The sequence below is a fragment of the Oceanobacillus sp. FSL H7-0719 genome (assembly GCF_045040795.1).
Classification (GTDB): domain Bacteria; phylum Bacillota; class Bacilli; order Bacillales; family Amphibacillaceae; genus Oceanobacillus.
On record NZ_CP150301.1, the window covers coordinates 2,479,053 to 2,492,970 of the forward strand.

Annotated in this window: 9 protein-coding genes; 3 read left to right on the forward strand and 6 right to left on the reverse strand. The window is 39.5% G+C overall.

The window, feature by feature from the left end:
- Positions 1-649: 649 nt before the first annotated feature.
- The 5 genes from NST93_RS12810 to NST93_RS12830 form a co-directional block, all read right to left on the reverse strand.
- Entirely contained in the window at positions 650-1,660 is a 1,011-nt protein-coding gene (locus NST93_RS12810) for an acyltransferase family protein (RefSeq protein ID WP_405097621.1), read from the reverse strand.
- Between the two features lie 268 nt (positions 1,661-1,928).
- Positions 1,929-3,323, reverse strand: coding sequence for an L-cystine transporter (locus tag NST93_RS12815; protein WP_405097623.1), 1,395 nt, complete (start codon positions 3,321-3,323; stop codon positions 1,929-1,931).
- Between the two features lie 307 nt (positions 3,324-3,630).
- Complete coding sequence (locus NST93_RS12820; RefSeq protein WP_405097625.1) at positions 3,631-4,071, reverse strand: OsmC family protein; 441 nt, start codon at positions 4,069-4,071, stop codon at positions 3,631-3,633.
- Between the two features lie 564 nt (positions 4,072-4,635).
- The gene (locus tag NST93_RS12825) at positions 4,636-5,415 is read right to left on the reverse strand and encodes a TerC family protein (protein ID WP_405097627.1); all 780 of its coding nucleotides are present in this window, start codon (positions 5,413-5,415) and stop codon (positions 4,636-4,638) included.
- A gap of 391 nt (positions 5,416-5,806) precedes the next feature.
- Positions 5,807-7,546 carry a phospho-sugar mutase gene (locus tag NST93_RS12830; protein WP_405097629.1) on the reverse strand — a complete coding sequence of 580 codons (1,740 nt, stop codon included), beginning with the start codon at positions 7,544-7,546 and terminating at the stop codon, positions 5,807-5,809.
- Between the two features lie 239 nt (positions 7,547-7,785).
- Here NST93_RS12830 and NST93_RS12835 point away from each other — a divergent pair, with 239 nt between their 5' ends.
- Both NST93_RS12835 and NST93_RS12840 read left to right on the forward strand, forming a co-directional pair.
- The gene (locus NST93_RS12835; protein ID WP_405097631.1) at positions 7,786-8,853 is read left to right on the forward strand and encodes an AI-2E family transporter; all 1,068 of its coding nucleotides are present in this window, start codon (positions 7,786-7,788) and stop codon (positions 8,851-8,853) included.
- An 82-nt stretch (positions 8,854-8,935) separates the two neighbouring features.
- Positions 8,936-9,121 (forward strand): SE1832 family protein, encoded by a 186-nt coding sequence (locus NST93_RS12840; protein WP_405097633.1) that lies wholly within the window; start codon positions 8,936-8,938, stop codon positions 9,119-9,121.
- A 94-nt stretch (positions 9,122-9,215) separates the two neighbouring features.
- On the opposite strand, the gene NST93_RS12845 is transcribed toward NST93_RS12840, so the two are convergent.
- The gene (locus tag NST93_RS12845; protein WP_405097635.1) at positions 9,216-11,066 is read right to left on the reverse strand and encodes a cation:proton antiporter; all 1,851 of its coding nucleotides are present in this window, start codon (positions 11,064-11,066) and stop codon (positions 9,216-9,218) included.
- Positions 11,067-11,329: 263 nt separating this feature from the next.
- Here NST93_RS12845 and recQ point away from each other — a divergent pair, with 263 nt between their 5' ends.
- The gene (gene recQ, locus NST93_RS12850) at positions 11,330-13,471 is read left to right on the forward strand and encodes a DNA helicase RecQ (RefSeq protein ID WP_405097637.1); all 2,142 of its coding nucleotides are present in this window, start codon (positions 11,330-11,332) and stop codon (positions 13,469-13,471) included.
- The last annotated feature ends 447 nt before the right edge of the window (positions 13,472-13,918 follow it).

Sequence of the window (13,918 nt, forward strand, 5' to 3'; positions counted from 1 at the left end):
TAAAGAGCTTTTAATGTTAACTTTTTATAACTGGAGAATAATTCATAGTCGATAGAAAGTGCTGATTAATTTAATTCAGAGTAATGTTCGTTTTGCTGTTTGATTATCCTGCTGAAGGTCCGCATTCCAATTGCCCCTTCGCTTTCCGCAGGCGGCTGATGAGCCCCTTCCGTGCTGATGCACTCCAAGGTCTCATCTAGGCCTCTCTTCCTGCAGGAGTCTCGGGGCATTTGGAATGCTCCCCGGATAAACAAATAGTTATTTCATTGAATTTTGGCAGCAGATATGCATGTTAATCTCACTTGACTATTTTAAAGTATACACATACAGGCATTTCAGCTGATAGCTTAAGACAAGGAGCCACTCTTTTATAACTATAATTAGAACGCAAAATAAGCTAATCAGCACTTAGCAGCCCGAATACACGAAGACTCCTAGGGGAGGAAAGGCCTAGGTGAGACTGCGAGTGCGTTAGCGCGAGTGGCTCACCAGCCGCCCCTGGAAAGCGAAGTGTATTCGGGCTGCGATTTTCCAGAGGTGTCCGTAAAGCACTGAATTGAAGTAATTAGGATTCCACTTAAAATCCGAACGAATTTAATTTATCGTTCGGATTTTATTAAATTATATTTCTTTTGTCCCTACGTCTTTATCAGGAGTCTGTTTGTGTTTTATCGCGGCTGAATTTATCTTTAAGCCGTGTCATTTTCCCCTCGATAAGCGGCTGGGAAATACCCAAAATCGGCTTAGAGGACAGCAGATAAACAAGAGCTGCTGAAATTGCTGCAATTCCAATCACATCAATTAAATTATCCACATTGAAAAGTTCAATTTGACGGAAGTATTGAATAAAGAAACCATGCAATAAATAAACGTAAATGGTTCTTGACCCAAGATGCGTGACACCGGCGATTGTATTCTTCGGTATCCAAGCAAGCACACTCACTGTCATTAATCCCGAAACAGTGTAAATAAGTATGCGCAGCAAGCCGCCAAATTCTGTTACACCAAGATCACCATAAGATTTTGATGCCAGTACCCAGCCTGTATTGATATCCGGCAAGAAGTAAATTAATACCGCAAATATTGCCATCGTAACAGCCCCGCCAATCATGACTGCTTTTTTCTTCACAAGCATGATTTGTTTTTCCGTTAACAAGTACCCAATCAGGAAAAATGGGAAAAACACAAGTGTACGAGATAAGCTGAAGGTATGCCCGATTTCGCTGAAATAGCCGACACTGACTCCGATTGCCAGCGCGAGTGAAATACTATATCCTGGTTTAAGCTTCTTAAAGAAGTATAGTAATATATGCCAGCTAAACAAACTAAACAGAAACCATAGTGACCAATGCGGATAAAATAAACTTGTTTGCCAATCCGCTTTCCCGATTAAGAAATAATAGCCTGTATAGATAACTTGAAAGATTATATAGGGCATAAGCAGTTTCTTAATGAGATTCCATATATATTTTTTGTCTCCTGCTCCTTTAGCAAAGAATCCAGATATTAAGATAAAGGCGGGCATATGAAAGATATAGATCCATGTATACAATGTATGGATTTCATTGGCGTTCCCAATAAACGGCTGAATCATATGTCCAAAGACAACTAAGAAAATCAATATTACTCTTGCATTATCAAAAAACGCATTTCTCTCCATTATGCTTCATCCTTCTGATTTATTTGATATCGCTTCCCTTTTTCAAAGCAATACGTAACTCTAATTCTTATTCTACCCTCTTTTCATCAAAGAAACGGCAAAAACATTGGAATTTCATCTTTTTGTTAGTTCGCTGTAATTATGATGAAAGAAAGTTATCGTTTTGTCATTGGAAAGTAAAGAACGTTTTAGAGTAAATGCAAAGACCGCCTTCCTCAGGGGAAGACGGTCTCTGGTTTATTTTCATGGTAATGCAGTATCCAATTTTTTAAACAGAAGCTTGATCTGCAACTGCATGCTTATCATTGAATTTATTTGCATCATGGTTACCAAGAATCTTAGATGTCAGTGTTCCAGCAACCATTGAACCGTTAACGTTAAGTGCTGTGCGTCCCATATCAATCAATGCTTCTACAGAGATCAGCAGACCTGCAAGACCAACTGGAAGACCCATTGATGAAAGAACGATAATTGCTGCGAATGTCGCTCCGCCACCAACGCCAGCAACACCAAATGAACTGATTGCAGTAATTAATGCAAGCTGAATCAAGAATTCAAATGATAATGGATTAATTCCAACTGTTGGTGCAATCATAACTGCCAGCATTGCCGGATAGATACCAGCACAGCCATTCTGCCCCATTGTAGCACCAAATGATGCCGAAATGTTCGCAGTACCATCATCTACTCCAAGACCATTTTTCTGTGCTTGGATATTAATCGGGATGGTGCCTGCACTGGAACGGGATGTAAATGCAAAGACCAGTGCTGGAATCGCCTTTTTCACATATGTCATTGGATTTAAACCAAAGACAGTAACTAAAATTAAATGAATAATAAACATTACTATAATCGCAACATACGATGCAAGAACAAATTTGCCAAGTTCCAACACACCTTGGAAGTTTGTTGTGGCAACCATATTTGTCATCATTGCCAGTACACCGAATGGAGTCAAACGAAGTATGAGCGTTACGATTCTCATGACAACACTATAGATTGCATTCACCATTTTAACAAAGAGTTCTGCATGCTCTGGCTGTTTTCTTCTAACACCAAGTACTGCTATCCCGACAATAAGCGAGAATATAACAACTCCAATGACCGATGTCGGACGTTCTCCAGTCATATCAAGGAAAATATTGCTTGGAATAAAGTTTAAAATACGCTGCGGTGTCGATTGCTCTTCCATTGAAGCATAACGCTCTTCAATTGATGCTGCTTGATCACTTTCCGCGTGGCCAGCTTCAATTTGTTCCGCATTCAAATCAAATACTAATGCTGTACTAATTCCAACAATCGCTGCAACCAATGTTGTACTGATAAGAATACCGATTATCCAAGCAGCCATCTTCCCTAACTGCTTTGTTTGCTCTAGGTTAATGATTGCACGAATAATCGAAACCATTACCAGCGGCACAACAATCAGCATTAATAACCGTACATATCCACTGCCAACAATACCATACCAATCAAGCGTTCCAGTTAAAACTTCTGATTCCACACCATAAATCGCCTGCAAAATAGCTCCAAGTACAATCCCAACACCCATCGCTGTAAATACGCGCTTAGCAAAGGAAACGTGCTTTTTTTGCATATATATTAAAACTCCGATAATGGCAAGTAAGACAATAATATTAATAAGTATTAAGACAGTGTCCATACTTCTTTCCTCCTCATTTTTCAATTCCTATAAGATTACTACGATATAGACTATACAACGATTTATCTATTTGTGCAAGAAAATAACATTGCCAAGTAAACTTTTTATCGGACACTAAGATTGAAAACAAAGTATAAATGAATCATTTCCCTTCAGCAAAAAATATGCCTAGGCCTCTCGGTTAGTTTATCACTGTTCTTGTTCACTATTCCCCTTTCTTCTAATTAGCAACCGGGCATGCCTTAATAAAAAAAGCTCTGCTAAGTATTTTATTCTTAGCAGAACTCATCTGTTATCGGTTATTCAGTTAACTTATCTCTGGCTGTAATTCAAGCTCCACATTTCCTTGGATTGCTCGGGAAATCATACAGCTTTTTTCCGCTTTTTCAACGAGGACTCTCAACTTCTTATAATCTCTCTCTGTTGCAGCATCTGTCAGAACGACGGTGGGCTTATGAATGATTTTTTTATATGTAAAGATACCATTTGTCACATCAACAATTCCTTCAGCCTCATGTGCCATTTCTTTTAAAGGCAGTTCCGTTCTCTCAATCATTGCTGCCAAAGTGATGATGTAACAAGTTGCTGCAGCTCCGAGCAGCATTTCATCTGGATTTGTTCCTACACCAGGTCCATCCATTTCTGGCGGGATGGAAATTTTTGTTTTTAAGTTTCCCGCATCGATTGTGCCAACACTATTTCTTCCACCCGGCCATGCTGCTTTTAAATGAAAATGATGTTCTGCCATTTTATCACCTCAGGGTTATTGTAGCATAATTCGGATAATAGCCAGGTAAACTTTAATTTCACTCTTGAAAATGGAGACTCACAAAAACCGCAGCCCGAATCCATTTCGTTTTCCTGGCGAGGCTGGTGAGCCACGATGTACAGGACGTGCTAGTGCAGACGTTGCCACAGGACGTGGCGTACTTAGTCTGCCGGTATGCTATCGCATACCGCAGTCTCACCGTTGCCTTTTCTCCCCAAGGAATCTCGGGGTATTTGGTCTGCTCCGCGTAGATAATTAGAATTATATCATTGAATTATATTGGAAAATAGGCATGTTAATTTTTCTTGGATTATTTTTTCGCCTGCACACAGACGTGTTTTCCGTTGAGAGTATGACAGTGTTGCTGCTTCTATAGTATCGTCCTAAATAGAACGCTGGACGGGCTTGCGGATCTTAGAAAGTCATTACCAGGTTTAAGGCAGTCAGGAGTCTATCTAAAATACGAGAATCATCAATTTTATTTTTAAAAAGAGGATTGCAGAAATTCATCTGCAATCCTCTTTTAATTATATCCAACTATAATTAGTCTACTTTCGTTGTCTTTTCTTTGGAAGAGAACCAGCCGATTACTGCAATTAAGACAAGTACGACGTAGAATGTTAATTTCCATCCTGTTGAGTGTGGGAATTCGTATGGAATAAGTCCAACGTCTTGGTGTGCTAATACAAGCACAGCCAATTTAACCCCTACCCAGCCAACAATGGTGAAGGCTGCGATTTCCAGACCTGGCCGTTTTGCCAACAGACCGACAAATATATTGGCTGCAAAACGCATAATAATTAATCCAATCATACCACCTGTAAAGATAACTAGGAATTGTCCTGTATCAAGACTTCCAATCTCACCCAGACCTGTTGGCGGCAATGCAACAGCTAAGGCAACTGCAGCTAAAATTGAATCAATTGCAAATGCTAAGTCAGCGAATTCAACCTTGAGAACAGTGAGCCAGAATTCTTTTGGCGAAGCCTCGTGAATTTCTGTCTGTTCCACTTTTTTGTCGTCTTCCCCTGTCTTTGGCTTAAAGCGATCGTACAGATTTTTAAAGGCAATCCCTAATAAGTAAAGCGCTCCAAGTGCTTGAATCCACCATACTTCGACCAGAAATGAAATGACGAATAGAGATCCAAAACGCAGAACAAACGCTCCCGCAAGACCATAGAATAATGCTCTTTTTCGTTGTTTTTCCGGTAAATGTCTTACCATGATTGCTAATACAAGCGCATTATCTGCTGCTAAGAGCCCTTCAAGTCCAATTAAAACAATTAATACCCATAGATATTCTAACAATAATTCCGCACCCATGATTGGCACACACTCCTTCTCTGCTTTAATCATTCATACAATTTGTTTTCTGACTAATTTTATAACCGTTTGTTTTTCTAAAAACCTTGTCAGCATATTTTTTTCTGTTAGTCCATACCCTTTACCCTCTTTTCTCCATAAAAAAATGGTCTTTTCAACAGATAAAGACCATAGAAAAAGACCTTTACCTGTATCTGGTAAAGGTCTCGCTAACAACGGTTGTTGCCAATCAAGCCGGAGATAGAATCTCGTAATGACGACTTAAATTGTACAGCTACTCCCCTTTAAGAATCTAATATAATTAAACATTATTTATAGCGAAAAGTCAATATCCGAACCAATACCAACAGGTTATTTACTATAACTCAGAATATGCATTACTATACCTGTTTTACTGTTTCAATATGTTTGAAATCATTACATCTAAGTCTGCCTGGACTGCCGCTATTTTTGTTTCGCTATCTTCCTCGCTTGCCCCGCAGACACCATAATAGTATTTTAACTTTGGTTCCGTTCCTGATGGACGGAAACAAATCCAAGCATGTTCATTTAAAATGAATTTCATCATGTTCTCTTGTGGGAGCTCGATTGTTTCCATATGGTTATCTTTAACAAGCAATCTTTCACTTGTTAAATAGTTTTCAACTTTTTCTACAGTAAATCCGGCAATCTCTTTAAATGGATGATTGCGGATTTCGTCCATAATCTGTGCGATTTGCTTGCTGCCTTCTTTTCCTTCAAGCTTTAGCGAACGCATTCCTTCTAAATAATACCCATGCTTTTCATATAAGCCCTCAAGTGCATCTAATACAGATTTCCCTTGGGTTTTCCAATAATTTGCCATTTCAGCTGTCAGAACTGCTGCCTGGACTGCATCTTTATCACGAGCAAATCCACTGACTAAATAGCCATAGCTTTCTTCATAACCAAAAATAAACGTTTCACCAGTAGCATCAAAGTGAGCAATTTTATCCGCGATATATTTAAAGCCTGTAAGCGTCTCGATTGTCTCTATATTATAGGAATCAGCAATCGCCCTGCCCAGCTCCGTCGTTACAACAGTCTTAATCATACGCGCATTGCGAAAAACATTTGAATCACTGTGTGCAAGAATGTAGTCTAAAAGCAAGGAGCCAAGCTGATTTCCCGTAAGGACAACATAATCACCTGCTGGATTTTTAACAGCAGCGCCAAGCCGATCTCCATCTGGATCTGTTGCTAAAAGAATATCTGCATCTGCCTTTTTTCCGTATTCCATCGCTAGTTTGAAAGCCTGGTGCTCCTCTGGATTCGGAGATTCTACAGTTGAAAATTCCGGATCTGGGACAGCCTGTTCTTCAACAATGCTCACATTAGAGAAATTCATTTGCTCTAAACCCAGCTTTATTAAATTTGTTCCGGTTCCATGAAGTGGTGTATAAACGATTTTTAAGTCTTTAGGTTGTTTAAAAGTAGCTTCATCCATACGTGAAATGCCATTTAAGCGATCTAAATATGCAAAATCAATTTCCTCTGCTGTCCAGTTTATTAATTGTTGGTCTTCTAACTCTTCCTGAGTAAGCGCAGGAATGGCAAGTTCATCCTCAATTTTCTGAATTTCTTCAATGATTATCTCTGCTTCTTCTGGGATGATTTGACCGCCTTTTTCGTTATATACCTTGAGCCCATTATATTCTGGCGGATTATGGCTGGCCGTTATCATAATACCTGCCACTGTTCCCAGATGACGAACAGCAAACGAAAGTAATGGTGTTGGTCTTATCGATTGGAATACATAAGAACGTATTCCATGTGTTCCTAAGACACTCGCTGCTTCTATTGCAAATTCTTTTGACATATATCTTGAATCATACGCAATCACAACGCCGCGTTGCTTTACATTTACACCGTTTTCCTTTAAATAGTTTGCCAGCCCCTGTACTGCTTTTCTGACAGTATATATATTCATACGGTTGGTTCCTGGTCCAAGCACTCCGCGGATTCCGCCCGTACCAAAAGTCAGCTCCTGATAAAAAGCATCTTCAAGCTTTACCAAGTCTGTTTGCATGTCTTCTAACTCTTTCTTTAAATTGCGATCTAAGCCTTGAAAATGAGCCCACCGCTCATAAGTATCTTCCCAGCCTTTAGCCATATGTATTCCCCTTTATACAGAATATAGTTCAAATAGTAACATACAGATATTGAATATTCTATTAATCTTTTTTCTTTATTGAATAAGACATTATTTTAGGTAAATAATAATAGTCGACACTTTCTATTATAATCAAATATGGGTAAAATAGTAGAAAGAACTTAAATTTGTTCGAAGAGATTATTTATGTCTGAAGAAAGAGGGGATGCTTCCTGAAAAATAAAAGATTTTTTGAAGTTTTGATTGGTTTAATATTAATATTTCTGTTAGTACTATTGGTGTCGATTACAGATTTCATCTTTATGCCCATTTTTAAATTAGTTGGTGCAGTCGCATTCCCAATTATTGGCGCTGGTATTCTTTACTATTTAACAAAACCGCTGATGAAATTTTTTGAGCGGTTTAAAATTCATCGGATTGTCTCCATTATCCTGGTCTTTATCGTTATACTCGTTGCAGCTTTTCTTTTCGTGATGTATATTTGGCCAATTGTTCGTGATCAGACGACAAATCTGATGAACAGCATTCCTGCAATGGTCAGAGTCGCACAGGATTTCATTGCATACTGGCAAGTTAACTACACAAGCATTCCTGACCAAGTACTAACTGCAATCAATGATTTTACAAATAACATTCCTTCCCACATTGAAGATATCGTTAACTATGTTATCGGATTTATCAGCGGCTTAATCGGACAAGTCATCAGCATTATAGCTGGGATTGTTCTCATTCCGTTTTTCTTATTCTTTATGCTGAAAGATGGGGAGAAGCTGGTGCCTTTTATCACTAAATTCTTCTCCAGGAAAAAAGCTGCTAACATTCGCAGTTTACTGATGAAAATTGATAATGTATTAACTTCCTTTATTCAGGGGCAGTTGATTGTAAGCTTTGTTGTAGGTATTCTGCTGCTTATCGGCTATTGGATTATCGGTCTGGACTATTCTGTAGCACTTGCATTATTCGGAATGGTAACAAATGTTATTCCATATCTTGGTCCTTTTATAGCAGTAACCCCTGCATTGCTAATTGGTGCATTTCAGGACCCAATGAATTTAATATGGGTATCCATCATTATGATTCTTGCACAGCAAATAGAAAGTAATTTTATTTCTCCAAATATCATGGGGCAGGTATTAAACTTGCATCCATTGACGATTATCACAGTCATCCTGGCAGCGGGGAGCATTGCTGGATTTATTGGCATCCTGTTTGCAGTGCCTTTCTATGCAGTAATCCGGACAATCATCGTACATTTCTATGAAACTTATGTAGATTCAAAGAAAAATAAGGAAGATGCCCTGCTTTAAGAGAGCAGTTTCCTGCTGGGAATAAAATGATGAAAGTATTACAATAGATAAAGCAGTCTTTTCTGTAAAGGGGATGATACAGTTGACAAAGAAAGAATTACAAGCAAAGTTAGATGAGTTGAAATCGGATTATGTCCGGATTCAAAGTGATATGGATAAATTAGAATATGTAAAAGGCAGGGTTTCTTCAGCAGAAGGGCAATTGATTCGTTTAGAAGGCGAAATCGCTGAGGTTAACCGTAAGCTTGATGAAATCGAAGAAGAGTGAAGCCTGAGCCTCACTCTTCTTTTATTTTACATGGCGAAAAACATCATATAGAAACTCTTATCCAGGATGATTCTCGCTGCAATCATTTATTCTATTACTGGTTTCCATTGCGCTGTGCCTTTAACTTTGTTTCGATTTTTTCCTTCTCCTTCAGCGGCGGGGTCAAACTTACAATTTTATCTCCTGACGCTGGCACGGTGCGCATTTCCTCTGAATAAAACTTGAGCTGTCCAGAAGGCTTGATAAGATATAAAAATACCGTTGAATCGTCCTTCTCCTCTTTATACTGCTTATAGGTATATTGCTCTGTTAAAGTTGTCTGACGGAAAACATAGCCCGCTTCAAGCTTTTGATTCAAATCATCGAAGCTGAACTTCTTATCAAATAAAATCCTGCCGCCAACCTTGGAAACGACACCTGCAGAATAGCCTTTGCCGAGCATTTGATAAGGACTCACCTTAAACACATTTGTCCGTCCATATTCTGGCATAAACGTTGTACAAATAAGTGAATTGTATGCATGATCATCTGTTAGAGCAAGTAAGTATTCATACGGAATTGTATTTAAATTATATTCCGTCTGCTCAGACAGCAAACTGCCATGATAATGTTCAATTCCTTCGTCCCTTGCCCTTTTCAGATTCGCCCAGGAACTGTCCGCAATCAGAACAGGTCTCCCGCTCTTCTTCAGCGATTTTGCAAGTTCTACAGTGAAACGGTTGCTTCCATCAATTAAGACACCAGGATTTCCTTCCATTGAAAGATCCAGTTTCTTTGATAACCAGCCAATTGAAAAGCCATGACAGATTACCGTAAAGAAGACAAGCGCGAAGGTAAGTGTTGTTAAAATCTCTGCATCCTCGTAACCTGCTTCAAGCAAGATAGATGCAAAATATCCTGAAACAGTTAGTGCAACAATCCCTCTTGGCGCAATCCAGCCAACAAGTGCTTTTTCATTAAATGAAAGTCCCGTCCCAATTGTTGAAAGAAAGATTGACAGCGGGCGGACAGCAAACATCATCAGCAGCACATAGCCAATAATATTTGGGCTGAAAATACGAAGCAATGTATCTACTTCAAGCGATGCTGTCAGCATAATAAAGATCGTCGAAATAAGCAGCACCGAAATATTTTCCTTGAAATGCCGCATATCGGAAATAGAACTAATTCCCATATTGGCCAAGGTAATTCCCATTGCAGTGACAGAAAGCAAACCTGTCTCATGCATCGTTAAATCAGCTGCTGTAAAACAGAAGATGACAACAACAATAACAGCAGGTGATTTTAGGAACTCAGGAATATGGCCTGTTTCAAACATCCAGCCTAAGCCTTTCCCGCAAATCCAGCCTATAAAGATCGCAAAGAGCGAAGCAGCGAAGAACAGGAACAGCTTCGTGCCATCCGGATTGTCTGCGGTAATAAATGTTATAATTTCAAAAGCAAAAACAGCAAGCAGCGCACCAATTGGATCAACAACGATCCCTTCCCATTTAAGAATTTTTGCCACTCTTGATTTGAGCTTCGACTGGCGCAGCAGCGGCATAATAACGGTAGGTCCTGTAACAATGAATAAACCGCCAATTACAAACGCAACCGCCCACGAAAGCCCAGCAACATAATGTGCTGTCAGTGAACCAAGTATCCATGCAATAAATGCACCGATAGTCGAAATGCGAAATATCGGTTTTCCTGCATCTCTCAGTTCTTTAAAGTTCAAATTCAAACTGCCTTCAAATAATATGATAGCAACTGCTACAGATATTATTGGACTATATAACGAACCAAAATGTTCTTCTGGATTAATCACACCAAAAATTGGACCTACGAGCAAACCGGCTATGGCCATAATCACAATCGCAGGCATTCGGTATCGCCATGCCAGCCATTGTGAGCCGATTCCCAGCATTCCAATGATCATAATTTCAAATAAAAGTGAAGAAACCAAATTTCTCCCTCCCATATCCCCTGATTTATTTACGCTATATTCTAAATGGGAAGTGACCTATTGTAAATGGTAAACACGAATGAAAATAATTTCTTTCTATTTCAACTTTTTAATCTCATTTTAATATAGCTATCAAATGGGTCGATACCACTATTTGTATTTCGTTTTGCTAGCTGTTTATGTTTATTTTTCTCTTGGGAATGATAGATTACAGAAATTCCATTTTGTGTTAGGATGAATCTATGCAAAGGAGAGGAAAGAAAATGCTTGTTAAAGAAAAAAACCTTCTACAAACTTACTTCGGTTTTGAATCCTTCCGTCCAGGACAGCAGGAAGCGATTTCCCATATTTTACAGCTCCAGAACACACTTGCTGTAATGCCCACTGGCGGCGGTAAATCTCTAATCTATCAAATCCCCGGATTATCAATGAAAGGCACTGCAGTCATCATTTCTCCGCTTATTTCTCTGATGAAGGATCAGGTAGACGCTTTATTGTCTTTAGGAATTCCAGCGACATACATAAACAGCTCCCTTTCCGCTGGTGAACAGCAAAGGCGATTACGTGATGTTGCGAATGAACGGTATAAATTTGTATATGTTGCTCCCGAACGCTTTGAATCTTATAGCTTTATGGAGCAAATGCGCTATACCAATATTAATCTTGTTGCTTTTGATGAGGCCCACTGCATCTCCCAATGGGGACATGATTTCAGGCCAAGCTATCGTTCGATCGTGCCGCGATTGAAAGAGCTTGGCAATATCCCGGTATTTGTTGCTCTGACTGCTACGGCAACAGAGGAAGTTATTTCCGATATTCAATCGCTTTTAACAGTTACTGATAACCATACGATTAATACTGGATTTGAAAGAGAAAACCTTTCCTTTCACTTAGTAAAAGGCAAAGATAAAGCAACCTATATTCGTTCATTTTTAACGGAACACCCCGATGAGTCTGGAATCATTTACACAGCAACAAGAAAACAGGCAGATTCACTTTATGAGCAGCTCACGAGCCGCGGTATCTCTGTAGCAAAATACCATGCAGGACTTTCGGAAGCAGAAAGAAAAAAATCCCAATCTGAATTTCTTCATGACCAGGTTTCTGTCATGATTGCAACCAACGCATTTGGAATGGGGATAGACAAGTCAAATGTTCGTTTCGTTATCCACTATGCGATGCCAATGAATATAGAATCCTACTATCAGGAAGCTGGAAGAGCAGGCCGTGATGGTGAGCCGAGTGATTGTATTTTATTATTCTCTCCACAAGATGTACAGCTTCAGAAATTTCTCATCGAACAATCCATGATGGATGATGAAGCGAAGCAAAATGAATACAGGAAGCTTCAAGCGATGATTAATTACTGCCATACGCACAGCTGCTTAACCAACTTTATTCTTGAGTATTTTGATGATACAGCGACAAAACCAAACTGCAACCGATGCAGTAACTGTACAGACCTTCAGGAAAAAACGGATATTACTGAAGAAGCACAAATGATTCTCTCCTGTGTCAAACGAATGGATGAACGGTTTGGCGCAAGCATGACAGCGAAGGTACTAAAAGGATCAAAAGATAAAAAAGTAAAGGAATTCCGACTGGATCAGCTTTCTACATATGGACTGCTTTCAGCCTATACAGAAAAGGAATTAACAGAAATCATTCACTTTCTAATCGCGGAAAAGCTGCTGGCTATTGAAGAAGGCAGATTTCCCGTTTTGAAACTCAATCATAACTCTGTACCTGTCTTAAAAGGAGAACGGCGTGTAGAAATGTATACTGCTCCTATTCCAACAACGATTGAGACGGACTTCCATGTTGATTTATTCTCAGAATTACGGACACTTCGGAAGCAAATTGCGGATGAAAAGAATGTACCGCCATATATTCTGTTTTCTGATGCAACATTAAAAGAGCTTAGCCGCTACTTCCCTACAACAGAGGAAGAGATGCTTGCAATCAAAGGTATTGGTCAAATGAAGTTTGAGCAATTCGGTGAAAGCTTCATGCACTTAATACAGAAATGGCGCGAGAAAAACCCTGAGGTGAAACAAAAAGTTCTTATCTCAGATACCCCGCCAGTAATAAAGAAAAAGAAAAAAGATGAGGGTCCAAGTCATCTCGCCAGTTATAAGCTTTTTCAATCCGGTAAGACGATTAAAGACATTGCAGCAATTCGCGAGTTTTCCGAGCTTACAATAGAAAATCATATTTTCAAAGCATTCAAAGATGGATATCCATTAGCTTGGAATATCTTTTTTAATGAGGAACAAGAAGCAAAAATCCTTGCCGCACGCGAAGAAGTCACAGCAGAAAAATTAAAACCATTAAAAGAACTGCTTCCTGAAGATTACAGCTATACGATGATTAAAGCAGTTTTAGTAAAAAACGGATATATGTAAGAAATAAAATAGCTCTAAGCATCTTAACCTGAGAATGCTTAAAGCTATTTTTCATAGAGGGATCTGTTTCTCAGCACTTATGGGTGATGAGTGTTATTCTATTAGACAGGTCAACGCTGGTTCATGCGACTGCGGGTGATGAGCGGCTTTCTATTAGACAGATCTGCGCTGGTTCGAGCGATTGCGGGTGATGAGCACCATTCTATTAGACAGATCTGCGCTGGATCCAGCGACTCCGGGCGATGAGCGGCTTTCTATTAGACAGATCTGCGCTGGTTCATGCGATTGCGGGCGATGAGCATCTTTCTATTAGACAGATTTACGCTGGTTCCAGCGATTGCGGGTGATGAGCACCTTTCTATTAGACAGGTCTGCGCTGGTTCATGCGATTGCGGGTGATGAGCGGCTTTCTATTAGACAGATCTGCGCTGGTTCCAGCGATTGCGG

Excerpts from the sequence above, each read along its gene's own strand:
- NST93_RS12810 (WP_405097621.1), bottom strand. The coding sequence starts at position 1,660 with ATGGAGAGAAATGCGTTTTTTGATAATGCAAGAGTAATATTGATTTTC.
- NST93_RS12815 (WP_405097623.1), bottom strand. The coding sequence starts at position 3,323 with ATGGACACTGTCTTAATACTTATTAATATTATTGTCTTACTTGCCATT.
- NST93_RS12820 (WP_405097625.1), bottom strand. The coding sequence starts at position 4,071 with ATGGCAGAACATCATTTTCATTTAAAAGCAGCATGGCCGGGTGGAAGA.
- NST93_RS12825 (WP_405097627.1), bottom strand. The coding sequence starts at position 5,415 with ATGGGTGCGGAATTATTGTTAGAATATCTATGGGTATTAATTGTTTTA.
- NST93_RS12830 (WP_405097629.1), bottom strand. The coding sequence starts at position 7,546 with ATGGCTAAAGGCTGGGAAGATACTTATGAGCGGTGGGCTCATTTTCAA.
- recQ (WP_405097637.1), top strand. The coding sequence starts at position 11,330 with ATGCTTGTTAAAGAAAAAAACCTTCTACAAACTTACTTCGGTTTTGAA.